This is a genomic window from Fontisphaera persica, from assembly GCF_024832785.1.
In the GTDB taxonomy this organism is placed as follows: domain Bacteria; phylum Verrucomicrobiota; class Verrucomicrobiia; order Limisphaerales; family Fontisphaeraceae; genus Fontisphaera; species Fontisphaera persica.
Genome location: NZ_CP116615.1, coordinates 2,386,485 through 2,410,385, shown reverse-complemented (window position 1 = coordinate 2,410,385; position 23,901 = coordinate 2,386,485). Strand labels below are relative to the sequence as shown.

Sequence of the window (23,901 nt, the reverse complement as noted above, 5' to 3'; positions counted from 1 at the left end):
CCGAGGTGCGGGACGAGGATATTGTCTCCTATCACTATCCTGGTCTGGCGCCGGACCAGCCCGACGCCGGCCTTTATGCCTGGCGGCGCCTGTTGGTGGCCGGCAAGCCGGTGGCGGTGGGGGAGTACTTTCAGACGTCAGTGACCGCGCCTGGGATGGGCGACACTCCGGAAGCCCGCCGTGCCCGTGCTGAAAATACGAAGGACTGGCTTGGGCTGTGGAATCGCGGCCTGCGTTACCTGGGCATTGCCGACTTTCGCCCCAAGACCCTGGCCTGGGTGCGCACAGAACCCGCTGGTTCGTGGCGGGTGGAAGTTCTAAAAAACTCCAACCTGGCGGTGGCTTTATATGACCGCGATTACGACGAACTGGGTATTGCCCCGTTGCGGCCTGGCGGGAAACTGCCGGTGCTGCCGGCCGGCGCGAAAGTTCCCCGGCGGCTGGTGTTGTTCAATGAAGATTGGAGTGGGGATCAGGTGGAGTGGGAAATTGAATTCCGGCGTGAAGGCCAGGTGCTTTCACGCCGGGGAGGGAGACTGACACTGGCTCCCGGCCATCGTCACGAATGGACCGAGCAGATCGAAATGCCCGGCACACCTGGCCCGCTGGAGGTCGTTCGCCGTGTGGTCAAGGAAGGCCAGCAGCGTTTCAGGGAAAGCCGCAGATTCATGGTGCAATGAGGCTTGAAAAACGCCGCACGGCAGCGGCAGAGGTGATGATTCATTGAGACTTTTCATGGTGAAAAATCAGGATGGACACCGGAGTCTTATTGGAACGCGGTTGATGCGGGGAGGCGGGAATGTCTTTAATAGGCTTATGAAATCTTGGTCTGGCTTGCTGGCGCTCTTGCTGCTGGGCAATTTAATGTCCGCAGCGGAGCTGGGCATTTCTGGCACGCGGTTCACGCTGGATGGAAAACCGTTTCCATTCACCGGTGTCAGTTTTTTCAATGCCATTTACAATCCCACTTTCAATCAGGACTCGGCCAGCCGCCGCCGGTGGTTGGATGAGTTTCGCGCGCACGGCATCAATGTGCTGCGCGTCTGGTGCCAGTGGGACAATGCTCGTGGTTTTGTGGATGCAGGGCCGGAGGCCACGATATACAAAAAGGACGGTGCGTTGCGGCCCGGGCCGCTGGCGACGCTCAAGGCCATCCTTGCCGATGCAGATGCCGTGGGCTTTGTCATTGAGTTGTGCCTTTTTTCGCAGGAGAGTTACCGGGAGGGCAAATACCTTGAACCAGCGGCGCAGGACAAGGCGGTGGCCGCCTTGACCCGCGAGTTGAAGCCGTGGCGCAACGTGGCCTTCCAAATCTGGAATGAAAAGTCGCATCGCACGCTTGAACTGCTGCGGGTCATCAAGGCGGAGGATGCCCGGCGGCTGGTCACCAGCTCGCCGGGAGTGGCGGGGGTGTTGGGCAGCGACGAGGAGAACGCCGCGCTGGATTTCCTCACGCCCCATACCACGCGCCAGGGCAAGGGCCGCCATTGGGAGATTGCCCCGCGCGAGATTGCCAGTCTGTTGGTGAAGTTCAAAAAACCGGTGGTGGATGATGAACCGGCCCGCAACGGCACGCCGCAATTTGGCGGGCCGCGCGGGGCCACCTCGCCGTACGACCACATTTTGCAGATTTACGCGGTATGGCAGCTTGGGGCCTACGTGGTTTACCATCATGACATGTTTCAAACCGGCTACGGCACGCCAGCTTGTCCCCCCAGTGGCATCCCAGAGCCTCGGTTCAGCCCCTATCACCGCGTGGTGTTTGAATTTCTGGCGCAGCGCGAGCGTTATTGGAATGAAGCCGCATTACCACCGAAGCCTTGAGGGGCCGGGCGGCGTGAAGGCATGGGCATGAGCAGGTCAAAATCACAGGGTAAACGACAGCCGAGTCCGGCGGCCGCCGGAGCCTTGGGACGGCGGGAATGGCTGCGGTGTCTGGCGATGGGCGGGGCATTTTTCGTGCTGGCTGCGCGGCTGCGCGGCCAGTCACCGGCGGCGACGGAGAGCGCTCCTTTGGTGCCGGTGGGGCAGGATGGATTTCCTGCAGCGCTGATCAAGGCACCAACGGATCCGGCTCTGTGGCCGGCTTGGCGCGCCGCCCTGGTGAAAATGCGAGCGGAGGCTCGTGCGCGTTTGAATTACTCCGACGCGCTTTATCGGCGGGCGGACTTCGCCTGGGTGCCGTCCTGCTTTTCCTGCTGTTTTTTAATGTTGAATGACGAGCGGTTTCTGGACGCGCGGCGCGGGCGTTATCGGGTGGAGGAGTTTTTGGCGGAGGAGGCAGAAAAATTTGGTGGCTATGACGCGGTGGTACTCTGGCAGGCCTACCCGTGGATTGGATTGGATGACCGCAACCAGTTTGATTATTACCGGCAGTTGCCCGGGGGGCTGGCCGGAGTGCGCAAGATGGTCCGGCGATTTCAGGCGCGCGGCGTAAAAGTATTTCTTTGTTACAACCCGTGGGATAAAGGGACCCGCTTGGGCGGCGAGGAGCATCTGGTGTCACTGGTTCGCATGGTGGCCGATTTGGAGGCCGATGGCATCTTTCTGGACACCATGGACCGAGCGGGGGGGGATTTCCGCCGGCGGCTGGATGCGGTGCGGCGTGGGGTGGCGCTGGAGGGGGAGTTGGAGCTGCCTTTGCAGAACGTTCACGATCATCATTTGTCATGGGCGCAATGGTGGTCGGAATATGACAGTCGCGCCCCGGGTGTGCTGCGCAATAAGTGGTTTGAGCGGCGCCACATGCAGCATCAAATCCGGCGGTGGGAGTGGGACCATTCCAGCGAGCTGCACACCGCCTGGATGAACGGCAGTGGCATGATGGTGTGGGAAAACGTCTTTGGCCAGTGGGTGGGGTGGAATCCGCGGGACCAGTCCCTCTTGCGGGCGATGCTGCCCATTCAACGGCGGTTTGCCGCCCTGTTTTCCGGCGAGGCCTGGACGCCGCTGGTGCCGACATTGCAGCCGGACGTATTTGCCTCGCAATGGGGGGAGGGCCGGGAACGTCTGTGGACGCTGGTGAATCGCGCGACCAAGGCTGTGCAGGGGCCGCTGCTGGCGATTGAAGGCGCTGGCGGCCTGCGGTGCTTTGATTTGGTGCAGGGCGTGGAAATTCGCGGGGAAACCCGCGAGGGCAGCCTGGTGCTTTCGGGAAAAATTGGGCCGCGCGGGGTGGGGTGTTTCTATGCGCTTGAAAAGGGACCCCTGCCCGCCGGATGGAGTGCCTTTCTGCGCCGTCAGCGAGCGGTTCACGCACGGGCCAGTGAGGATACGGCGCATGGTCGCTCCCATGCCCGGCGGGTGTCCATGGTTCCCACCGCGCCTTATCGGCAAGTGCCGGAGGGTATGGTCCGCATTCCCGGCGCCGAGGTCGAATTGACGGTGGAATTCACGGAGCGCGAGCTGGGGTATTACGCGGCGTCGCCGGATCGTCCTTATTCGGGCAGGGGGCTGCGCACTTTTACGCGGCGGGTGGTCTTGAAGCCCTATGCCATGGACGCCACGCCGGTAACCAACCGGCAGTTTGCCGAGTTTTTGAGGGCCTCGAAATACCGGCCTGCCATTCGGGACAATTTTTTGAAGCACTGGGAGAACGGGAGAATTCCAGCGGGATTGGAGGAGCATCCGGTGGTCTATGTGACGCTGGAGGATGCGCGCGCTTATGCGGCCTGGGCGGGCAAGCGTCTGCCCACGGAAGAGGAATGGCAATATGCGGCGCAAGGGCCGGCGGCGTTTCGGTATCCATGGGGCAATCAGGACGATGCGGCCCGGCGCAATGGCGGGCAGAAGGGGGGTACGACGCCGGTGACGGCGTTTCCGCACGGGCGTTCACCGTTTGGACTGTATGATTGCTGCGGCAATGTGTGGGAGCTGACCGAAAGCGAGCACTCTGATGGGCGCAACCGTTTTGTGCTGCTCAAGGGCGGCTGTTGGTACGAGGCGAAGGGCTCGGTCTGGTACTTCGATGGCGGGCCGCGTCCCAATCCGCATACCGCCAAACTCCTGTGCTTTTGGCCCGGGCTGGACCGGTGGGCGACGGTGGGTTTTCGGTGTGCGGTGGATTTGGCGGGATAGGAAGGAAGGTTGAAGGTGGAAAGACAGGGTAACGTCCAGGACAAAATAAAAAATGAAAAGCAAGGTTCTCACTTTGATTTTGGGGTTGGTCATCATGGGCTGGGCCGTGGTGGTGACGCCGGTTGTGGGGGCGGATGCGCCCTTGCGTTGTGAGGTGTCGTGGATTGGGAATACTTTTGCCGGCGGCGAGGGAGGGTGGGTGCCGCAGGACGTGCAGGATATTGCGGTGGCTTCGGACGGCACGGTCTATACGACGGTGGGCTGGGAGGAGCATCGGGGGAATATTGCGGCGTTCAAGGACGGGCGGCTGGTGCAGCAAACGGCGCATTGGAAGCGTGGCGGCATTGACCGGCTGGTGGGCGAATCCATAGCGGTCAATTCGCGTTATATCTTTTTTGCCACCGGCAAAAGCGGGCAGGGAGATCACGACGGCAAGATCATGGGCACCAACCTGGCGCGACGGGACCGGGCAGATATTGCCGCGCGCAAGGCGGAGAAGCGGGTGGAAATTGGCGTGAAAATTCGCGGGGTGGCGGCCACGGAGGAACGGGTGTTTGTGGCCTGCGCCGATGGCCGGGTGCGGGTGTATGACCTTGAGCTGCAACCGGTGGGCGATTGGCCGGCGCCTTCACCCGGTGAGCTGGCGGCGGATGCAAGCGGGCAGGTGTGGGTGATTGACACGGAGAGCCGGGTAATCCAGCGCTTTGACGCGCAGGGAAAGGCGCTGCCGCAGGTGGTCAAGTTGCCGGCGGGGAGGGTGCCGGTGGATGTGGCGATTACCCCCAGTCAGCGGCTGTTGATTGCGGATGGCGGCACGAATCGGCAGGTGTTGATTTATGGGCAACTGGAGCGGCAGCCGCGGTTGGAGCAGGTCTTGGGCGAGGAGGGCGGGGTGTTTGGTGGAAAGACGCCGGGGGCGTTTGGCGAGCGGCGGTTCATCGCGCCCATTGGGGTGGGCGGGGACGCACAGGGCAATGTGTATGTGGCCTGCGGGCCGTATGGCGGGGCGCACGGCGGCACGGCAATCATTCAAAGTTACGCGCCCGGCGGCCGGTTGAACTGGCGGGTGATGAGCACGGAATGGCTCGACACGGTGGATGTGGATCGTTCCACGGACGGCACGATTTTGTATGGCAGCAAGTACCGGTACACGCTGGATGTATCACGTCCGCCGGGGCAGCAATGGGCGTTGGCGGCCATCACGTTGCATCCGGACAAATACCCGGAAGACCCGCGGTTGAAATCGGCCGCCATCGGCGGGGTGTGGCATCGCGTGCTGCAAGGGCGGCCCTATTTGTTCATGCCCGACATGAATGGCGGCAGCTTGTATGTTTTTCGGCTGGACCCGCAGCGCGAGGGGGAGATTGCAGTGTTTTGCGCGCATTTCAGCACGCGGGAGTTGTGGGTGGATGCGAATGGCAACGGACGCAAAGACGCGGGGGAGGGCGCGCCCCATGCCACGGGGGAGACACGAGGGTGGTTTGTGGAACCCAACGGCGGCGTGTGGCAGGCGCCCTTGCGCGGCGGCATTTTCCATTATCCATTGGCGGAGATTCTGCCCAACGGGGTGCCGGTGTATCGGTTGGCGGAAAAGAAGAGTTTTCCCGTGCCGGCGCCCTTCACGGAATTGCGGCGCATTGTGTATGACCGCGCGGCGGATGCGCTGTACCTGGGCGGCTCCACCGCGCAGGCGCGCGCGGAGCACTGGAAGCCGATGGGGCCGAACCTGGCGAGATATGACGCCTGGCATGGCGAGCGCCGGCTGGTGTGGCATGAAGTGTTGCCGCATGAGAAAGGCAAGGGGGGACATGAATCTTATGAACCGTTTGATTTTGCGGTGGAGGGGGATTTTGTCTTTGTGGTGTATGCCGGGCAGTTGCCCTCGCGCCAGTTGCCTCCGGGCACAGTGATGGTGTTCCACAAGAGTGACCGGCGTTATTTGGGGCACATGCAGCCGGATGGCATTCGGACGGGTACGGTGCCGATGGATGCGTTGCAAGACATGGTGCACAGTTTGAATGTGTTTCGGCGGGCCAACGGGGAGTATTTGGTTTTCCTTGAGGACGACGGCTACACGAAGAATGTGATGTATCGGTGGCGGCCTTGAGGTTGGGGAGGGTTCATGATTTTCCCCGGCAGACCTCTTTACCCCTGTGCCCAGAGGGAGCAGGGCGCGCTGCTTTACCCTGCGGTGATAAGAGTGGGCTGCCTGGCGGGGGGCTAGGGGCGTATTGTGCGGGGCTTGTTTTCCGTGGAGGGTGGAGCGGAGGGGAGTGGAGACATCTCGCGGCGGCTGATAAGCCCGATGAGATGGCTGGAGACCGGGATGGTGAGCACCTGGAAGAAAATGGCGAGGACAATTTTAAGTCCCTGCCGCGGGTCTTCGAGTTGCAGCCAGAGACCCATCAGCATCAGGAAAATGCCCAGGGTGAGGGCCTTGGCGACCGCGTGAGAGCGACAGAGGACATCCGGCAGACGCACAACGCCGATGGCGGCGGTGAGCATCAGGGCAGCGCCAAGGAGCAGACAAAGGAAGGTCAGTAATTCAATCATGGGGCGCCGGGAGATGCGGGTGAAGAGGGGGTGGATGGAGGACCGGGGGGCTGGCGGGTTTGGCGCAGATGGCCAACGAACGCCACGGTGGTTAAAAAGCCCAGGAGGGCAAACACAAGAATCAGCTCCAGAAACAAGGGAGTTTGCCACTGGATGGAGAGCAGGATAATCATGCCGACAGCGCAGGTGGTAATCAGGTCAAAGGCCAGCACGCGATCCAGGACGGTGGGACCGCGGGCCAGACGATAGAGACCCAGGAGGATGGCCAGGAAAAGCATCGCAAAGGCAATGGGGATGACGATGGCGATCATCGGGTGAAGGCCAGGAGGGCGGGTTTGAGTTTTTGGTCAAGCTGGGCGCGCAATTGTTCCGGGTCTTGCGCGTCCAGGGCATGAAAAATCAGGGTGCGAAAGTCCGGGCTGATTTCGACGGTGGTGGTGCCGGGGGTCAAAGTCAGGCAGTAGGAGAGAATGAGAATTTCTGTGCGGGTGAGGCCGGTGACATCGTAGGCGACAAATCCGGGGCGCAAGGCGGCGAGGGGGCGAAAGAGGACGGTCCAGGCGACGTTAAGGTTGGCGATGATGAACTCTCGCGTGAAGAACCAGAGAAAACGGGCCAGGCCGGCCCAGCGGCGGATGTAATTCTCCGCGCCCACCACGCTCCGGAAGGCGGCAAGGAAGATGAAGCCCACCAGAAAACCGAGGGCGAACACTGCCGGGGAAGGCGCCTGGCTGAGCAGCAGCCAGATGGTGGCGATAAGCAGGTTCAAGCCGAAGGCTTTCATGGGAGTGTTCCTTTCCCCATAGCGCTGAAGACGGCGGCAGCGTAGCCTTGCTGGTCCAGAACCTGGGCGGCGGCTTGCAGGGCGATTTGCATGACTCCTTCCGCGCCCAGGCCGATGCCCAGTGACAGGAGGGTGAGGGCCGCAATGACGCAGGTCATGGGCCGCCAGCGAGGACTTTCGAGGCGCAGGGGGGTGTGGGCGTTGCCCCCCCAGAAGGTGGCATTCCAGATTTTCAACATGCTCATCAGCGTCAACAGACTGGCCACCAAGGCTGCCAGCACCAGAAGATAGCGTCCCTGCTCGAAGCCCACCACCAGGATGACGTATTTACCCCAAAAACCACTGAGGGGCGGCAGACCCGCGAGCGAAAGGGCCTGGGCCAGGAAGAGGACGCCCAGCCACGGGGCATGACGCCACAGGTGTCCGCCCCGCGCCAGATTGTCGCTACCGTTGAGTTCTGCCGCCACTCCGCCGATGAGGAAAAGGGAAGCTTTAACGATGATATGGTGAATAATGTAAAAAATGGCGGCAGCGAAAGCGAGAGGAGTGAAAAAGCCAATGGCCAGGACCATGAAGCCAATCTGGCTGAGGATGTGAAAGGAGAGAATGCCGCGAATGAATTGGCGGGAGAGGGCGCCGAGCACGGCGATGACCATGGTGAAGCCGGCCAGGACGGCGAGCCCCTGATGGGCGAAATGCAAATCATGGGGCAGCACGGTGCCAAAAACACGAGCGAGGACGTACACGCCCACCTTGGTCAGCATGCCGGCATACAGCGCGGCCAGGGGATAAGGGAGGGTGGGATAACTGTTGGGCAGCCAGTAATAGAGGGGAAACAGGCCGGCTTTGATGCCAAAGACCACCAGCAGCAGCATGGCCAGGGTTTGGACGCGGGGGTCGGCGCCCATCGTGGCGCTGCGCAGGGCGATGTCGGCAAAGTTGAGCGTGCCAAACAGACCGTAAGCCAGGCCGGCGGCACACAGGAATAGTGCGCTGCCCACCAGATTGATGGCCACGTAGGGATAGGCTTGTTTGATGTCCCAGTCATCGGCTTCGAGGGTGAGCAGGGCGTAGGAGGCAATCAGCATGATTTCGAAGCCGACGAAAAGGTTGAAGAGATCGCCCGTGCAGAAGGAGAGGTTGATGCCGAGGAGGAGAAATTGCATGAGCGGCAGGCGCAAGGGGTGCTCCAGGTGGACGGGGCTTTCCGCAAAGCCGTAGAGGAGGGAGGCCAGGGCGATGAGGGAGGCCAGGCACACCATGACGGCGGAGAGGGTGTCCATCACCAACACGATGCCGAAAGGTGCCGCCCAGCGGCCGACGGGCAGCACCAAAGTTTCCCCGGCATAAGTGCGGCTGAGCAGGTACAGCGCCACGCCCAGTTGGAGGAGAGCGGAGCAGGCCGCCACGTAGCGACGGCCCACCCCAGGGCGCCCCAACAAGAGGAGCAGCGCCGTGAGCAGGGGAATCAACAGTGGTGTGGCGGCCCAGTTCATTCGTGGGAGTCGGCCTCCGTTTCAGCGTACAGCTCGGCGGCGTTGGTGGTGCGCTGGTCCAAAAAGAGCCGGTAAAGCAGCAGGACCAGGTAGGCGATGACGCCAAAGCCAATCACAATGGCCGTGAGGATCAAGGCCTGGGGCAGGGGGTCCACCATGGGCGCCGCTGGCTCGCCAACGATGGGAGGCGTCTTGCCGTCCGGCAGGCCGGCCATGCTCAAGACCAGCAGGTTGGCGGCGTTGGACAGGATGACGAAACCAAAGAGTATCTGCACGAAACTGCGCTGCAGAATGAGATAAGTTCCGCAGGCGAACAGAACCCCGACCAAGATGGCGGTTTCAAGTTGCATGGTGGTCTTCCTTTCTTGGGGAGTGAGCTGAGGCGGGCGGAGGAGCGCTCGATTTCTCCTGCTGGGGAGGAGTCGCCGCTTCAGCCAGCCAGTCGCTTTCGATGGGGGTTTCCCGGGGCGAACTGTAACGGGCTTCTTCCTCCTGGACCATGGCGCGGAAGCCGGCGGTGGATTTGGCGAGGACGAAAATGATTTTGGTGGTGATGCCGACCACCACCAGAAAGACGCCGATATCAAAGAGCAGCGGGGTGCCTACATGCAATTCGCCCAGGAGGGGCACGCGGGTGAAATGGGCATTGAAATGCTCGAGGAAAGGGCGGCCGGCCAGCAGGGGGAGCAGGCCGGTCAAGGTGGCCAGCAACAGGCCCGCCGCCGCGAGCCGCACCGGGTCAAAGCGCAGCACGCGATGCATTTCCTCCAAGCCCAGAGCAAGGCTGAGCAGCACCAGGGAGATGGCCGTGGCCAGACCGCCAATGAAGCCGCCGCCGGGGAGATTGTGGCCGCGGAGCAGCAGGTAGAGGGCGAGCAGGTTGATGAGAAAGAAGGCCACTCGCACCATGGCGCGAAAGATGAAGGAGTCCGGACCTCTCATGTCTCCTCCTTTTCGTGGGGGGGAGTGCCCATGCCTGGAGGGCCAAGCGGTCCCTGCCGGTATTCCTCAGGGGTGCGTTTGTAGCGCATTAACAGGCCGAGGCCTCCCAAGGTGGCAACAAGCAGGACGGTGATTTCGCCCAGGGTGTCGAAGCCGCGAAAGTCCACCAGGATGGTGTTCACGGCATTGCGACCTGCGGCAAGGGGCACGGTTTGGGCGAGGAAGAAATCGCCCAGGCGCTCGGTGGCCGGCTGGCTGGTGACCACAAGGATGAGGCAGGTGGCCAGCAGGCCGACGCCGACGGCAAGCCCGGCATTCAGGGCGCGGCGCCAGCGGGGGGCCTGCCAGGTAATTTCCCCTTCCTCGGCTGATTTGGGAAAGCGGCCCAGGAGCAACAGGATGAGGAAGAGGGTGACCACCTCGATGAGGATTTGAGTGAGCGCCAAATCCGGGGCGCGATAGAGCACGAAGTAGAAGCAAATGAGAAAGCCCGCCACGCTCAGCGAAATGAGCTGGGTGGTCCAGCGCGGGAGGACGAGCACACCAATGACGGCGAGGATGATCAAACCGGCCACCATGCCGCGCATGAGCTGAGGAGCGGGCCAGTCCGCGGCGGCCACCTGGGTAATCAGGCGGGCGTCGAGACCGAAATGCCAGGCCAGCGTACCGCCCACGGTCAGCAACACAAAGCCCAGCAGCACGGGCAGGTAGGCGGTGGGGGTGTCGGAGCGGACAAAGTGGGTGAGGGCTTTGGCAAAACGCGCCAGGAAGTCGAGCGCTGCTTCAAAGAAACGATCGAATTGGAGGCTTTTGGGAATGGCATGCCAGCGCCATTGAGTGAGCACGCCCAGCCAGTAGAGGCCGAAGCCTGCAATGACGAGGAGGGTGCTGGCGAGCAGCTCGCGGGTGAACCCATGCCAGAGGGAAAGGTGCCCGGGGCGGTTCAGGCCGGCGACGGCCAGGGGTTGAAAAAGGGCGTCCAACAGCCCCGGCATCAGGCCAAAAAGCAAAGCCGCGCCCGCCAGCAGGGCGGGGGGCAGTTGCATCCCCAGCGAGGGAGCATGAAATTGGCGGGAGATGTCGGGCGGTTCGGGGCCGAGGAAGATGTTGGCAAAGAGGCGGGTGGAGAAGGCCACCTTGACCAGGCTGGTGAGCATCACGCAAAAGCAGGCGAACCAGCTCAGGTATTCATGCGGGGCGAGGGCCTCAAAAATTTCTTTGAGCATCATTTCTTTGCTCAAGAAGCCGGTGGTGCCGGGCAGGCCGGCCATGGAGGCGGCGGCGATTAAAGTGGCGCTGCCCAGGAGCGGGAGGCGGCGGAAGAGGCCGCCCAGTTGGCGGATGTCCCGAATGCCTGCGGCGTGAGCGACAACGCCGACCACCATGAAGAGGCTGCCTTTGTAGAGGACGTGATTGAAGATGTGGAGGTAGTCGTATTCCACGCCTGCTGGCGGTCCCAGTCCGTAATAACCGATGAGGTAGCCGATCTGGCTGCAGGTGGAGAAGGCGAGGATGGCTTTGAGGTCGTGGGCCAGGAGGGCCAGCACGGCGCAAAAGGTCATGGTGGTGAAGCCCACCAGGCTGACCAGAGGGGCCCAGGCCACGTGGTCCACAAAGAGCGGAAAGATGCGGGCGCATAAAAAGACGCCCAATTTGACCATGGTGGCCGAGTGCAGGTAGGCGCTGACAGGAGTGGGGGCGGCCATGGCGTTAGGCAACCAGAAATGCAGGGGGAATTGGGCCGACTTGCCAAAGGCGCCGATTAACAAAAGGACCATGGCCGCAGCCAGCCAGCCGCCGTGATGGGACCACGGCAAACCGGTACTGGCCAGGACACTGAAATCATAAGTGCCGGTGACCCCGTAAATCATCACCAGGCCGGCGAGCAGGGCCAGGCCGGTGCCCGCGGTCACCAGCAGCGCCTGCCGGGCGCCAACGCGCGACTGTTCCTCGCCATGCAGGAAGCCAATCAGGAGGAAGGAGGCCAGCCCCGTCAGCTCCCAGAAAACAAACATCAGGAGCAGGTTGTTGGCGAAAACCGTGCCCAACATGGCGGCCATGAAGAGGACAAGGTAGCTGTAGAAGCGGCCGTGATGCTCGAAGTGGTCATCCAAATAGTGGCCGGCGTAGAAGAAAATCAGGCAGCCCATGCCGCTGACCACCAGACCGAAAAAGAGGGACAGGCCATCCACCAGAAACGAGAGATTAACGCCCAAAGTGGGAATCCAGGGAATTTCCATGACCAGGCGGGCTGGCCAGGTGAGGGACAAGGCCAGCGTGAGCAAGGCCCCAAATGCCACCACCGGGAATCCCAGCGCCACCCAGGCAGTGCGCGGTCCCAAACGTTTTCCTGTGATTGCCGGCAACAAAAAGCCTGCCAGGGGCAGGCCAATGGCCAGCAACAGGCAAATGGCTCCTGTATCCATGCTCAAGGCCCGTGGGCAGGCCAGCCAGCCTCAGTGGGCGACTGGCACCCATGGAGCAAAAGATTAGCCCGGCCCGGGCAGTGGGCCAAGTGAAACCGTTGGGGCGCGCGGAAAAATTGCCCCCGCCACCGGGCGGCCGACATCAGGCGGCCGGCACGGCGCGCTGATACCAGGCGCGGGAGCTGTTGCAGATGCGGCAGACCGAAAGCATGACCGGCACTTCCACCAGCACGCCGACGACACAGGCCAGGGCGGCGGGGCTGGCGGGACCAAAGAGGGTGATGGCAACAGCGACGGCCAGCTCAAAGAAGTTGCTGGCCCCGATGAGCGCGCCAGGGGAGGCGACATTGTGGGGGACTTTGAACCAGCGCATCAGGAAATAGGCGAGGGAGCTGTTGAAATACACCTGCACCAAGATGGGCACCGCCAGCAGAAGCACCGCAAACCAGCGGGTGGTCAGGTTTTCCGCCTGGAAGGCAAAAATCAGGACCAGGGTGGCCAGCAGGGCCAGCACGGTGACGGGATGAAAACGCGGAAGGAATTTTTGCTCAAACCATTCGCGGCCGTGGGATTTGAGGAGGACCGTGCGCGTGAGATAACCGGCGGCCAGCGGGATGACGATAAAGACCACGACGGAAGTGATGAGAACTTTGGAGGGCACGATGACATTGGCCACGCCGCAAAGAAACATGACGATGGGCGCGAAGGCAAAGAGCATGATGAGGTCGTTGACGGCCACCTGCACGAGCGTATAGGCGGGGTCGCCGTCCGTGAGATAGGACCAGACAAAGACCATGGCCGTGCAGGGGGCGGCGGCGAGGATGATAAGGCCGGCGGTGTAGTTGCGGGCGGTCTCGGGGTCAATCCACCGGGCAAAGAGCGTTTGAATGAAAAGCCAGGCAAAGAAGGCCATGCTGAAGGGTTTGACGAGCCAGTTGACAAAGAGCGTCACCAGCAGGCCCTTGGGGCGTTTGGTCACGCCCACCAGGGAGCCGAAGTCAATTTTCAGCATCATGGGGTAAATCATGAGCCAAATGAGGATGGCGATGGGGACGTTGACTTGCGAGCCCGTGCCGAATTCGAGCTGCCCCAGAGTTTTCATGAAACCGGGCGCCAGTTTGCCCAGGGCCACGCCTGCGCCCATGCACAGGATAACCCAGAGGGAAAGGTAGCGTTCAAAGAAGTTCAGTTTTTTAGCAATTTTAGTCGTGTCACTCATAAAGTGTTCCTGGGGTTGCTGCGAGGAACGGCGGGGGGGGCGCCCCCCGCCAGCTCATGGCGCCGGGGGACAAACCGGTTTTTGCCCGGAGCGCCGGCATTGGCGCAGGTGGCGGGCGTCTTCCCTGGCCTGGGGGTCGCGGGCCGCGTGGTGCATGGCCCAGCGCAACAACTGGCGGGCCGCCGGCGCGAGGCCGCGGCGGGGCAGCGCAAAATAGACCCAGCGCCCTTCCTTGCGGCTTTGCACCAGGCCGGCACGTTCCAGGGCGGCCAGATGGCGCGACAAGGTGGAAGGTGACAGCGGAAAGAGCGTGTTTAATTGGCAGACGCACAGCTCGCCGTCCTGCAAGGCCAGGACGAGGCGCAGCCGGGTGGGGTCGGCCAGGGCTTTCAGGTATTGGGTCAAGGCCCGCATACATATGCAAGGTTAGCCAAATGACTAAGAATGTCAAACCCGCCTGCAAGAGGGAGCAGGGAATATTCCCCTTAGCAATGCGTGGCGATTCTTTTAGCGTTGCCCTGCCGGCCGGTGAAGTGCCGGTCTGGGCGGGCCGCGGTGAATTGCATGGCGTTGCCGGCCAGACCAAGGGTTTGACGGGAGGCGGGAATTTTGTGACGCTGGGCGCGGGACAACAAGCGGCCATGCATGCGTTAATTGAGATAATCACGAGCCAGGATGCGGCGTTGCGCAATCAGTCTTTGGACGCGTGGTGCCGGGGGCGTCCGCTGGCGGAATTGCTCGCGGCGTGCGCGGCATTGGATGATTTTCGGCGGAAGGCGGATAATTTGTACGAGCGGGTGCGGGCGTTGTTTTTTCTTTATGCGCTGCATCGCTTTCATTTGCCGCGTTATTTGATGGATGCGCCGGAAGGGGCTGGCGCGCTGTTGCCATTTCGAGGTTACGAGCATTTGCTGCAACGGCGTTTTGAGGAGGCCATCGAGGTGTTCTTGGAGGCGCAGCGGCAGCATGGCCCCAGTGACGGCATTTCCAGCGCGCTGGCGGCGGCGTATCACCGGCTGGGTTTTCAAACCCTGGCCAATCAGGTGCGCCGCAGCGTGCGGTCGGTGCGCGGAAATCAGTGGATGTTTCGGATGGGACATCCGCAGGATCAACCGCTGCGGGTGCGGCCGGAGTTGTTGCAGCGGGACGCGCAAACGGGAGGCTACCCGATTTTGCGGGAGCAAACGCCGGTGCGGATGGATTTATCGCATTGTGGCTGGAGTGACATTTTCTTTTTGGGGATGGATTACCCGGAGGGAGCGCGGGTGTTGAATGTTTCAATCAATTTGGGTGTGCATGGGCGGGACCCGCAGCCTACGCCGCCCATTACGGTGTGTTTTCGAGTCATCGAAGAACCCCTGCTGCGGCTGACCAGTGTGGATTTGGGGGCGACGGCGGATATTACCACTCTGGCGGAGGTGTTTGATTTTGCGCGGGATTATCTGGGATTGCTCAAAGCCGCGGTGATTGCGGCGGGCATCGTGCCGCCGGGGATTGAAGGCTCCGGCCAGAGTCTGGCCGAGCTGCTGGCGCGGATGGTGGGGCCGGGGCGGGGGATTGAACTGGTGAGCTGCGTCAACAACATCCCCAAGGGCTCGCGGCTGGCGGTGTCCACCAATTTGCTGGCGTCCTTGATTGCCGTGTGCATGCGGGCCACCGGGCAGGCTAAATCGCTCATTGGCGCGCTGGCGGAGGAGGAGCGACGGGTGATTTTGGCGCGGGCGTTGCTGGGGGAGTGGCTGGGCGGCTCGGGCGGGGGCTGGCAGGATTCCGGCGGCATCTGGCCGGGCATGAAATTGATTACGGGGGTGTTGGCGAGCGAGGGCGACCCCGAGTATGGCATCAGCCGCGGGCGATTAATGCCGGCGCATCGCATTTTGACCGAAGCTGACGCCAGCGCGGAGACCCGGCGGCAGTTGCAGGAGAGTCTGGTGCTGGTGCACGGGGGGATGGCGCAAAATGTGGGGCCCATTCTGGAAATGGTCACGGAGAAGTACCTGCTGCGCGGAGCGGCGGAATGGCAGGCCCGGCAGCAGGCGCTGGGGATACTGGACGAGATTTTAGCAGCATTGAAGCGGGGGGACGTGCCGGCCATTGGGGATGCGACCACGCGCAATTTCCGCGGCCCCATCCAAACCATCATTCCGTGGGCGAGCAATTATTACACCGAGACGCTGATTTCACGGGTGGCTGCGGATTTTGGCCGGGATTTCTGGGGGTTCTGGATGCTGGGCGGGATGTCGGGCGGCGGGATGGGCTTCATTTTTGCGCCGGAGCAGAAGGCGCGGGCGCAGGAGCGGCTGCAGGCGATAATGTCGGCGACGCGGCGGGAGCTGGCGGCGGCGCTGCCCTTTGCCATGGAGCCGGTGGTGTATGATTTTGCGATCAACGAAAGGGGGACGTGGGCCGAGTTGTTGCAGGGGGCCGAAGCCTTGATGCCTTCGGGGTATTACACCCTGACAGTGCCGGGACTGCTTCGCCGCGAATGGCGCGAGTTGTCGCCGTTGCGGCGGGCGGAGCTAGATTTGTTTGCGGCGGCGTGCCGGCATCGTCCGGAATTGCGGGGCATGGTGCAGATGTTGTTCGATGTGATGCTGCCGCGCAGCAAACGCGAGACCGCCGACGGCCAGAGCTTGGAGGATTGGTTGCGTGAATACGGCTTTGACCGCGCCCAGCATGAGCACATCCGCGAGGATTTGCGCCGGGGCCGGATTGGGCTGGCCCAGAACCGGCTGCCGGCCAATGCGGTAATCGAGGATGCGCAGGCGGGGGAGGTCAAGGATTTGCGCCATGCGCCGGAGGCGGAGCGGCTGCGAGCCACGGGCTGGCAGGCCATGCGGGAGGGGCGGCTGGCCATTGTGACGCTGGCAGCGGGGGCAGGGAGCCGGTGGACGCAAGGGGCGGGGGTGGTCAAGGCGTTGCATCCCTTTGCCCGGCTGGGCGGGCGGCATCGCACGTTTATTGAGGCGCATCTGGCCAAGAGCCGGCGCGTGAGCCGCGCCGTGGGGACATGGCTGCCGCATGTGTTCACCACCAGTTATTTGAGTCATGAGCCAATCCGCGAGTTTTTGGAGCGGCAGCGGTATTACGGGTATGAGGGGCCGGTGCGGTTGTCGCCGGGCAAGTCCATTGGGTTGCGGCTGATTCCGATGGAGCGGGACCTGCGGTTTGCGTGGGAGGAAATGCCGCAGCAGATGCTGGATGAACAGGCGCAAAAAGTGCGCGACAGTTTGCATGCGGCGCTGATTCAATGGGCCCGCAGCGCGGGGGAGGGGAGTGATTACACGGACAACGTGCCGTTGCAATGCCTGCATCCGGTGGGGCATTGGTATGAGGTGCCCAACTTGCTGCGCAATGGCGTGCTGCGCCAGTTGCTGGAGGAGCGGCCGCAGTTGCAGTATTTGCTGTTGCACAACATTGACACGCTGGGGGCGGATGCGGATCCGGTGTTGCTGGGCTGGCATATCGAATCGGGGGCGACGTTGACCTTTGAGGTGATTACCCGGCGGCTGGAAGATCGCGGGGGCGGGCTGGCGCGGGTGGATGGGCGCCTGCGCCTGGTGGAGGGACTGGCCATGCCGCGGGAGGAGGACGAATTCAAGCTTTCATTCTACAACTCGATGACCACCTGGATTCACGTGGACCGTTTGCTGGCGGTTTTTGGATTGACCCGGGCGGATTTGGGCCATGAGCAAAAAGTCCTGGAGGGCATTCGGCATGTCGCCGCGCGCCTGCCGACTTACATTACGCTCAAGGAGGTCAAGAAACGGTGGGGGCATGGGCAGGAGGATATTTACCCCGTGGCCCAGTTTGAAAAATTGTGGGGGGACATGACGACATTGCCGGAGGTGGATAGCCGGTTTGTAATTGTGCCGCGCCTGCGTGGCCAGCAGCTCAAGGACCAGGCGCAACTGGACGGATGGTTGCGGGATGGGTCGGCGGCCCATGTGGAAGGCCTGTGTGCGTGGGAATGAGCCGGAAGGCGCGGCGCCTCCATGAATGGAGGGCCATTCATGGCTCCCTGCACTGGCATTTGGGGAGGCACGCTCCGGCAAGACAGGTGCTGCCGACAACCGGTTTTCACCGGCACGCGCGCAAAAAACAGCTTGCGCGGGCGGGCCGAAGGCTTAGGTTATGGGGCGTGGGCTGTCCGGTGGTGTAACGGTAGCACAAGAGTCTTTGGAGCTCTTTGTCTTGGTTCGAATCCAAGCCGGACAGCCAATTTTATTTGAAGCCGGTGAAGCGGAAGCCCCCCTTGAAGATGACCTCGGCGAGCACCACCACCAAAAAGACCACGCTGATGAGCGCGTTGAGGCGGAAGAATGCGAGTTGAATCCAGTTCAGGGTGCGTTTGCGGGCGAGCAGGTGTTCCATGAACAGACAGAGGGTGATGATGCCAATGCCCACGAGATAGGCGAGGCGAAAGCGGCACAGCAACCCGAAGATTACCAGCACGGCCACCATGGCCAGGTGGGAAAGGAAGGCGGCTGCGAGCGCATTTTTGGGGCCCCACGCCACCACCAGGGAGTGCAAACCGTGGGTGCGGTCAAATTCGTAGTCCTGGAGGGCGTAAATGATGTCAAAACCCACCAGCCAGAGGATGACCGCCAGGGCCAGAAGTTTCATCTGCACGATTTCCAAGGGGGTCACGGAGCTGCCTTTTACAGCCAGCCAGGCGCCCACGGGGGCGAGGGCCAGGGCCACGCCCAGAAAGACATGGGTGAAATGGGTGAAGCGTTTGGTGAGCGAATAAAAGCAGATGAAAAACAGGGCCACCGGCGAGAGGTAAAAACACAGAGGATTTAACAAGTAAGCGGCCGCCACCAGGCCCAGGCCGCTCAGGACGCAGAGGGACCAGGCGGCGGTCAGGGAGATGGCGCCGGTGGGAAGATGGCGACCGGCGGTGCGGGGGTTGAGCGCGTCAAACCGGCGGTCCACAATGCGGTTGAAGCTCATGGCACAGGTGCGGGCACAGACCATCGCGGCAAGGATGAGCAAAAATTTTTCCCATCCCGGCCAGCCGCGGTTGTCGCGCGCAGCAATGGCCATGGCGGCCAGCGCGAAAGGCAGGGCAAACACGGTGTGGGAGAATTTGACAAATTCCCCCCATTTTTTGAGTTGTTGCAACACCGTCATGACGCGGCCACAAGATAGCGGCAAGGCGGGGAATTCACGAGGATTTTTCATGGGAGGGGGAAGGGGCCGGCAAAACGTTGGCTTGGCGGAAGTTTTACCCGGGCTAAATTAAGCGGCATGAAAGCATGGCGTTGGCTGGTTTTTGGATTCAGTGCGCTGGCGGCGGCCGCCCAGATGCCGGAAAACATGGTGGCGGAAGGGGTGCCGCCGGTCCCGGCGGCATTGCGCGCTGATGTGGGGCGTTACCTGGAGTTTCGCACGGCGAGTTTTCAAGCGTGGCATCCGGTGCGGCGAGAAATGCTCATCACCACCCGCTTTGCCGATGCGGCCCAATTGCACTGGGTGAATCATCCTGGCGGGGCGCGGCGGCAGTTGACCTTTCTACCCGAGCCGGTGGCGGGGGGGTCGGTGCAGCCGCGGCGGGGGGAGTATCTGATTTTTGCGCAGGACACTGGCGGGGGCGAGTTTTACCAGTTGTACCGGTTGGAACCGTCCAGCGGGCAGCGCCTCTTGTTGACGGACGGCAAATCACGGAATACCGGCGCGGTATGGGCGCGCAGCGGGCGGCAGTTGGCCTTCACCTCGACGCAGCGCAACGGACGGGACAATGACATTTGGGTGATGGACCCGGCGCGTCCGGAAAGCGCGCGCATGGTTTTGGCGGTGCAAGGCGGGGGCTGGCAGATTGCCGATTGGTCACACGATGAGCAGCGGCTGTTGTTGGAGGAGTATATTTCCATCAACGAATCCTATCTGCATCTGTTGGACGTGGGCAGCGGACGGTGTGAGTTATTAACGCCCAAATCGGGCGAGAAGATTGCCTGGAATGGGGGGGAATTTGCCGTGGGAGATGGGGCGATCTACACCACCACCGATCGAGGCAGCGAATTTATGCGGCTGGTGCGGATGGATTTGCGAAGCCGGGCGGTGCAGGTGTTAACCCCGCAGTTGTCCTGGGACGTGACGGGTTTCGATGTGTCGCCCGATGGACGGACCCTGGCCTATGTGAGCAATGAAGACGGGGCGAGTGTGTTGCATCTCATGGAGGCGCGGAGCGGCCGGGAGCGGCGCGCGCCCCGGCTGCCGCTGGGGGTGGTGAGCGGGTTGCAGTGGCACGAAAATGGCCGGGAGCTGGCTTTCACGCTGTCCTCGGCGCGCTCGCCCGCCGACGCGTGGTCGCTGGACGTGCGGACGGGTCAGCTCACCCGGTGGACGGAGAGCGAGACCGGAGGCCTGGATGCCAGCCAGTTTCGGGAGCCCGAGCTGGTGCGGTTCAAGAGTTTTGACGGGCTGACCCTCAGCGCGTTTGTGTACCGGCCGGACCCGCAAAAATTTCCGGGGAAACGGCCGGCGCTCATCATGATTCACGGGGGACCGGAGGCGCAGAGCCGGCCGGTGTTTCAGGGGCGCAACAACTATTATTTGAACGAGCTGGGGGTGGCGCTGGTTTATCCCAACGTGCGCGGCTCTTCCGGCTATGGGAAGACTTTTCTGACGTTGGACAATGGTTACAAGCGCGAAGACAGCGTGCGGGACATTGGGGCGTTGCTGGATTGGCTGCGGCAGGATGCGGGGGTGGACAGTGAGCGGCTGGCGGTGATGGGGGGCAGTTATGGCGGATACATGGTGCTGGCCTCGATGGTGCATTACAGTGACCGGCTGCGTTGCGGGGTGGACATTGTGGGCATCTCGAATTTCCTCACTTTTCTTAAAAACACGCAGGATTACCGGCGGGATTTGCGGCGGGTGGAATACGGAGATGAACGGGACCCGGCCATGGCGGCTTTTCTGGAGAAGATTTCGCCGGCGAATCACGCGGCGAAAATCCGCAAGCCGTTGCTCGTGGTGCAGGGCTTGAATGACCCGCGGATCCCGGCCAGCGAATCGGAGCAGATGGTGGCAGCGATTCGACAGGCGGGCGGCACAGTGTGGTATTTGCTGGCGAAGGACGAGGGCCATGGCTTTGCCAAGAAGAAAAACGCAGATTATCAATTTTACGTGACCATTTTGTTTCTGCGGGAGTTTTTGTTGAAGTGAAACGGAAGCCGGCGCCGCTGGGCCGGACGAAGGCGGGTGAAAGTTGCGCTTGCGCGGGGATGCAGGGTGGCTTATATAAGCCCCGGGTGCCGACGTGGCGGAATAGGCAGACGCGCTAGACTCAAAATCTGGTGCCCGTAAGGGCATGGGGGTTCGATTCCCTCCGTCGGCACCAATTTCTTTTTCCCCGCATTTTTTTCTTACCCGTTTTGATGGCGCGCCTGGCGGCGCAGCAGGCGTCCCTGGCGGCGGACGGGAGCGGGCAGGGATTCCGGCGGCAGATGGGGTTGGAGAAAGGAGGGGCAGTCACGGCGGCCGCCGCGTTGATAATCCCTCAGCAACAAGGGGGCGATTTGGCGGGGGTCCAGGCCGCGGGCGGTTTGCAGGAATTCAAACACCAGCTCCATGAGGCGCGGCAGGGCGATGCTGTCGGTGCGGCCCACGCGTTCAAAGAGCCAGTCGCTGAACGCCATGAAGGCGGCGAAGGCCGAGGGTTGCCCGCGCCAAATCAGGGCGCGGGTTTCCGTGAAATTGCCGCTGTTGCCCACCAGGTCCCAGTAGCGCGCGAAGCGGCGGAGGCGCTGCATTTCCGGGAAGGGAATCAGGCGGTTTTCGAGGATTTCGTAAGGGGGCAGAGGGTTGTACACCATGCCCCATGCCTGGTCATGGCGGATGATGGGGGTGCCGCGCAGGCGTTTGAGGATGCCCACCTGGATTTCGTGCGGGTCCAGCGCCAGCAGGCGGTCAAAGCCGGCGGCAAAGCTGGCCAGGTCTTCGCCGGGCAGACCGGCAATTAAATCGGCATGGATGTGCACGCCGGTCTGCTGGCGCAGGAAACGAAAATTGTCCTCCAGCCGGGCCAGATTCTGGCGGCGTTGGATGCGCGCGGCGGTGGCCTCATCAAAGGTTTGCACGCCGACTTCAAACTGGAGTGAACCGGGGGGGAAACGAACGATCAATTCGCGCAGCTCGGTCGGCAGGCGGTCAGGAATCATCTCAAAATGCAAAAACAAACCCGGGCGCATGCGCTCCAGAAAAAACTCGAGAATGGCGCGGCTGAGGCGCAAATCGAGGTTGAAGGTGCGGTCCACAAATTTGAAATGTTGCAGGCCGCGGTCGAGCAGCTTTTGCATGGCTGCCAGGAAAGCGGGCAGGTGGAAGGCGCGCACCGGCACGTCGAGCGAGGAGAGGCAAAACTCGCAGGAGAAAGGGCAGCCGCGGGAGGCTTCGACATACACGATGCGATGGGCGATGTCCTGGTCGGTGTAGCCGTCGTAGGGCAGCGCCACGCATGAGAGGTCAGGGAGCGGGGCGGGGATGATTTTAGGCGGCGTCTCGCCCCGCAGAAGCTGCGCGCAAACTTCCGGAAAAACAAGGTCGGCCTCGCCGGTGATGACGTGGTCGGCCAGTTGGACGATGGGTTGCGCGGCAGTTTCGTAACTGACTTCCGGCCCGCCGAGGATGATTTTCAGGCCAGGACGGAGGCGTTTGAGGATGGCCACCAGCTCGGTGGATTCGGAGGCATTCCAGATGTACACACCGAGGCCCAGGATGCGGGGGGCGCGGGCAAGGATGGCCTCGGCAACATCAAGCGGGCGCTGGTTGATATCGGCCTCGAATAATTCGGCGCGCGGGCGCAACTCGCCGAGGTTGGCGAGCAAATAGCGCAGGCCAAACGCCGCGTGGATGTACTTGGCGTTGAGGGTGGCCAGGACGATGTCAGCCATGCCGTTTCAAGATAGGCGCGGGAGCAGGGGAGGTAAAGTTTTGTGTGGGGGGCGCTTGACGGGGGCGCCTCTCCATTTTTTGCGGGGTTGAAGGCCGTGGGGGGGAAGAGGAGCGGCCAGCGGTGGTGGCGCCAGAAGGTTTCCAGACAGAGCAGCGCCTCGTCTCCGCCGGTTTTTCAGAATTGTCGCGGCCGCTTGAACCGGCACTGGGCCTGCCGACAGGCCGCTTCCACCGGCCCGCTGCCAATCGGTTTGTTATTCGTGTGGTTCCTGGTGCTGCTGCCCTGGCTGTGGCGGGGCGAGCGCACTTGGTTTTGCCTTGCCAGCGGCGTTGCTGCCGGCGTTGACCCATTGGTTTTTCAGTTCCCAGGCGGGGGCGCGGCATTCTTCGCTCAAGCTTCCGTCAGAATGCGTTGGGCGGCGTGCAGGAGGGCCTGGGCCTCGGCGCGGGTGCCGATGGTAATACGCAGGTAATCACGCACCTCGGGGTAATTCCACCAGCGCACAAGGATTTTGCTGGCGCGCAATTTTTCCAGCCATGCCCGGGCTGGAAAACGGGGCGGTCGCGCAAAGATGAAATTGGTGTGGCTGGGGAGGACGTCAAAGCCCAGCCGCCGCAGGGCCTCGGAAAGCCATTGGCGGGTGGCGATGATTTTCTGGAAATTGCGGCGGTAATAATCGAGGTCTTCCAAGGTGGCGAGGGCGGCGATTTGGCCGAGGCCGTTGACGTTGTAGCTGTCGCGGATTTTATCCAGCGCGGCCATCAAGGCGGGAGGGCCAACGAAATATCCCACGCGCTGAAAGCAAAGGGAATAGGCTTTGGAGAAGGTGCGCGAAACGATGACGTTGGGGTAACGGAGGGCGAGGGCAAGGGCGTTTTCCGGCGCAAAGTCCACGTAGGCTTCATCCAAAACAACCACGCCACGCTGGGCCTGGCAGAGCGCCTCCAACTCTGCGAGGGCATAGCCGCGGCCGGTGGGGGCGTTGGGGGTGGTGATGTAGGTGAGGGCGGCGTCAAAACGCCAGAGTTTCCCGCGTTTAAGGTCGGCCAGGGCGGGCAGGCCAAAGTCGGGCCGCAGGGGGACGGGATGGTTCACAGCGCCGTGGATTTCGGCCAGCACGGGGTAAAGCGAATAACTGGGATTGAAAAATTGCACCACGGCGCGGCCCGAGCCTTGGGGCACGGCGGCAGCGGGTTCCACATAGGCGCGCGTGGCCAGCGCCAGCAGCTCATCGGAGCCGTTGCCGATGACGATGTTTTCCGGCGCGCACCCGTGCAGGCGGGCCAGGGCTTCGCGCAGGGGTTGGGCGGTGGGATTGGGATAGAGGCGGAGGCGTCCGTCCACGGCGCGGCGGATGGCCTGGCGCACGCGGGGCGAGGGGGGATAGGGATTTTCGTTGGTGTTGAGCTTGATCAAGCCCGGGATTTGAGGCTGCTCGCCCGGCACGTAGGCATGAAGCCGCCGCACCAGGGGGCGAATGAGGGAGGCAGACGATTTCATGG

At 62.3% G+C, this 23,901-nt stretch carries 18 protein-coding genes and 2 tRNA genes; 8 read left to right on the top strand and 12 right to left on the bottom strand.

Annotated elements, in window-relative coordinates:
- Positions 1–5: 5 nt before the first annotated feature.
- The 4 genes from NXS98_RS08900 to NXS98_RS08885 all read left to right on the top strand — a co-directional run bounded on the left by NXS98_RS08900 (position 6) and on the right by NXS98_RS08885 (position 6,184).
- The gene (locus tag NXS98_RS08900; RefSeq protein ID WP_283844608.1) at positions 6–680 is read left to right on the top strand and encodes a hypothetical protein; all 675 of its coding nucleotides are present in this window, start codon (positions 6–8) and stop codon (positions 678–680) included.
- A 136-nt stretch (positions 681–816) separates the two neighbouring features.
- On the top strand, positions 817–1,824 hold the full coding sequence (locus tag NXS98_RS08895; RefSeq protein ID WP_283844607.1) for a glycoside hydrolase family protein: 1,008 nt from the start codon (positions 817–819) through the stop codon (positions 1,822–1,824).
- Positions 1,825–1,851: 27 nt separating this feature from the next.
- Positions 1,852–4,077, top strand: a complete 2,226-nt coding sequence (locus NXS98_RS08890) for a formylglycine-generating enzyme family protein (RefSeq protein WP_283844606.1) — start codon at positions 1,852–1,854, stop codon at positions 4,075–4,077.
- A gap of 52 nt (positions 4,078–4,129) precedes the next feature.
- The gene (locus NXS98_RS08885) at positions 4,130–6,184 is read left to right on the top strand and encodes an NHL repeat-containing protein (protein ID WP_283844605.1); all 2,055 of its coding nucleotides are present in this window, start codon (positions 4,130–4,132) and stop codon (positions 6,182–6,184) included.
- Between the two features lie 113 nt (positions 6,185–6,297).
- Here the strand turns inward: NXS98_RS08885 and mnhG are convergent, their stop codons facing one another.
- From mnhG to NXS98_RS08840, 9 genes are all read right to left on the bottom strand, one after another.
- The gene (gene mnhG, locus NXS98_RS08880) at positions 6,298–6,630 is read right to left on the bottom strand and encodes a monovalent cation/H(+) antiporter subunit G (protein ID WP_283844604.1); all 333 of its coding nucleotides are present in this window, start codon (positions 6,628–6,630) and stop codon (positions 6,298–6,300) included.
- The gene (locus NXS98_RS08875) at positions 6,627–6,941 is read right to left on the bottom strand and encodes an MrpF/PhaF family protein (protein WP_283844603.1); all 315 of its coding nucleotides are present in this window, start codon (positions 6,939–6,941) and stop codon (positions 6,627–6,629) included. Before NXS98_RS08875 ends, mnhG begins: the two co-directional genes overlap by 4 nt.
- Positions 6,938–7,414, bottom strand: coding sequence for a Na+/H+ antiporter subunit E (locus NXS98_RS08870; RefSeq protein ID WP_283844602.1), 477 nt, complete (start codon positions 7,412–7,414; stop codon positions 6,938–6,940). Before NXS98_RS08870 ends, NXS98_RS08875 begins: the two co-directional genes overlap by 4 nt.
- The gene (locus NXS98_RS08865) at positions 7,411–8,910 is read right to left on the bottom strand and encodes a proton-conducting transporter transmembrane domain-containing protein (protein ID WP_283844601.1); all 1,500 of its coding nucleotides are present in this window, start codon (positions 8,908–8,910) and stop codon (positions 7,411–7,413) included. The genes NXS98_RS08870 and NXS98_RS08865 overlap by 4 nt, the downstream gene beginning before the upstream one ends.
- Complete coding sequence (locus NXS98_RS08860) at positions 8,907–9,260, bottom strand: sodium:proton antiporter (protein ID WP_283844600.1); 354 nt, start codon at positions 9,258–9,260, stop codon at positions 8,907–8,909. The genes NXS98_RS08865 and NXS98_RS08860 overlap by 4 nt, the downstream gene beginning before the upstream one ends.
- The gene (locus NXS98_RS08855) at positions 9,250–9,852 is read right to left on the bottom strand and encodes an MnhB domain-containing protein (protein WP_283844599.1); all 603 of its coding nucleotides are present in this window, start codon (positions 9,850–9,852) and stop codon (positions 9,250–9,252) included. Before NXS98_RS08855 ends, NXS98_RS08860 begins: the two co-directional genes overlap by 11 nt.
- Positions 9,849–12,278, bottom strand: a complete 2,430-nt coding sequence (mbhE, locus tag NXS98_RS08850) for a hydrogen gas-evolving membrane-bound hydrogenase subunit E (protein WP_283844598.1) — start codon at positions 12,276–12,278, stop codon at positions 9,849–9,851. The genes NXS98_RS08855 and mbhE overlap by 4 nt, the downstream gene beginning before the upstream one ends.
- A gap of 142 nt (positions 12,279–12,420) precedes the next feature.
- Positions 12,421–13,497, bottom strand: a complete 1,077-nt coding sequence (arsB, locus tag NXS98_RS08845) for an ACR3 family arsenite efflux transporter (protein ID WP_283844597.1) — start codon at positions 13,495–13,497, stop codon at positions 12,421–12,423.
- Positions 13,498–13,551: 54 nt separating this feature from the next.
- The gene (locus NXS98_RS08840) at positions 13,552–13,911 is read right to left on the bottom strand and encodes an ArsR/SmtB family transcription factor (protein ID WP_283844596.1); all 360 of its coding nucleotides are present in this window, start codon (positions 13,909–13,911) and stop codon (positions 13,552–13,554) included.
- A gap of 227 nt (positions 13,912–14,138) precedes the next feature.
- Between NXS98_RS08840 and NXS98_RS08835 the strand changes: the two genes are divergently transcribed.
- Positions 14,139–17,471, top strand: a complete 3,333-nt coding sequence (locus NXS98_RS08835) for a UTP--glucose-1-phosphate uridylyltransferase (RefSeq protein ID WP_283848147.1) — start codon at positions 14,139–14,141, stop codon at positions 17,469–17,471.
- A 173-nt stretch (positions 17,472–17,644) separates the two neighbouring features.
- Positions 17,645–17,718: transfer RNA gene (locus NXS98_RS08830), tRNA-Gln, on the top strand.
- A gap of 3 nt (positions 17,719–17,721) precedes the next feature.
- On the opposite strand, the gene NXS98_RS08825 is transcribed toward NXS98_RS08830, so the two are convergent.
- Positions 17,722–18,684 (bottom strand): UbiA-like polyprenyltransferase, encoded by a 963-nt coding sequence (locus tag NXS98_RS08825; protein WP_283844595.1) that lies wholly within the window; start codon positions 18,682–18,684, stop codon positions 17,722–17,724.
- 66 nt (positions 18,685–18,750) lie between these two features.
- Between NXS98_RS08825 and NXS98_RS08820 the strand changes: the two genes are divergently transcribed.
- Complete coding sequence (locus tag NXS98_RS08820; RefSeq protein ID WP_283844594.1) at positions 18,751–20,670, top strand: S9 family peptidase; 1,920 nt, start codon at positions 18,751–18,753, stop codon at positions 20,668–20,670.
- A gap of 88 nt (positions 20,671–20,758) precedes the next feature.
- A tRNA-Leu gene (locus tag NXS98_RS08815) sits at positions 20,759–20,845 on the top strand.
- A 25-nt stretch (positions 20,846–20,870) separates the two neighbouring features.
- Here the strand turns inward: NXS98_RS08815 and NXS98_RS08810 are convergent.
- Together NXS98_RS08810 and hisC are read right to left on the bottom strand one after the other, a co-directional pair.
- Complete coding sequence (locus tag NXS98_RS08810; RefSeq protein ID WP_283844593.1) at positions 20,871–22,397, bottom strand: B12-binding domain-containing radical SAM protein; 1,527 nt, start codon at positions 22,395–22,397, stop codon at positions 20,871–20,873.
- A gap of 392 nt (positions 22,398–22,789) precedes the next feature.
- Entirely contained in the window at positions 22,790–23,899 is a 1,110-nt protein-coding gene (gene hisC / locus NXS98_RS08805) for a histidinol-phosphate transaminase (RefSeq protein ID WP_283844592.1), read from the bottom strand.
- Between the last annotated feature and the right edge of the window lie 2 nt (positions 23,900–23,901).

Excerpts from the sequence above, each read along its gene's own strand:
- NXS98_RS08895 (WP_283844607.1), top strand. The coding sequence starts at position 817 with ATGAAATCTTGGTCTGGCTTGCTGGCGCTCTTGCTGCTGGGCAATTTA.
- NXS98_RS08890 (WP_283844606.1), top strand. The coding sequence starts at position 1,852 with ATGAGCAGGTCAAAATCACAGGGTAAACGACAGCCGAGTCCGGCGGCC.
- NXS98_RS08885 (WP_283844605.1), top strand. The coding sequence starts at position 4,130 with ATGAAAAGCAAGGTTCTCACTTTGATTTTGGGGTTGGTCATCATGGGC.
- mnhG (WP_283844604.1), bottom strand. The coding sequence starts at position 6,630 with ATGATTGAATTACTGACCTTCCTTTGTCTGCTCCTTGGCGCTGCCCTG.
- NXS98_RS08875 (WP_283844603.1), bottom strand. The coding sequence starts at position 6,941 with ATGATCGCCATCGTCATCCCCATTGCCTTTGCGATGCTTTTCCTGGCC.
- NXS98_RS08870 (WP_283844602.1), bottom strand. The coding sequence starts at position 7,414 with ATGAAAGCCTTCGGCTTGAACCTGCTTATCGCCACCATCTGGCTGCTG.
- NXS98_RS08865 (WP_283844601.1), bottom strand. The coding sequence starts at position 8,910 with ATGAACTGGGCCGCCACACCACTGTTGATTCCCCTGCTCACGGCGCTG.
- NXS98_RS08860 (WP_283844600.1), bottom strand. The coding sequence starts at position 9,260 with ATGCAACTTGAAACCGCCATCTTGGTCGGGGTTCTGTTCGCCTGCGGA.
- NXS98_RS08855 (WP_283844599.1), bottom strand. The coding sequence starts at position 9,852 with ATGAGAGGTCCGGACTCCTTCATCTTTCGCGCCATGGTGCGAGTGGCC.
- mbhE (WP_283844598.1), bottom strand. The coding sequence starts at position 12,278 with ATGGATACAGGAGCCATTTGCCTGTTGCTGGCCATTGGCCTGCCCCTG.
- arsB (WP_283844597.1), bottom strand. The coding sequence starts at position 13,497 with ATGAGTGACACGACTAAAATTGCTAAAAAACTGAACTTCTTTGAACGC.
- NXS98_RS08840 (WP_283844596.1), bottom strand. The coding sequence starts at position 13,911 with ATGCGGGCCTTGACCCAATACCTGAAAGCCCTGGCCGACCCCACCCGG.
- NXS98_RS08835 (WP_283848147.1), top strand. The coding sequence starts at position 14,139 with ATGCATGCGTTAATTGAGATAATCACGAGCCAGGATGCGGCGTTGCGC.
- NXS98_RS08825 (WP_283844595.1), bottom strand. The coding sequence starts at position 18,684 with ATGAAAAATCCTCGTGAATTCCCCGCCTTGCCGCTATCTTGTGGCCGC.
- NXS98_RS08820 (WP_283844594.1), top strand. The coding sequence starts at position 18,751 with ATGAAAGCATGGCGTTGGCTGGTTTTTGGATTCAGTGCGCTGGCGGCG.
- NXS98_RS08810 (WP_283844593.1), bottom strand. The coding sequence starts at position 22,397 with ATGGCTGACATCGTCCTGGCCACCCTCAACGCCAAGTACATCCACGCG.
- hisC (WP_283844592.1), bottom strand. The coding sequence starts at position 23,899 with ATGAAATCGTCTGCCTCCCTCATTCGCCCCCTGGTGCGGCGGCTTCAT.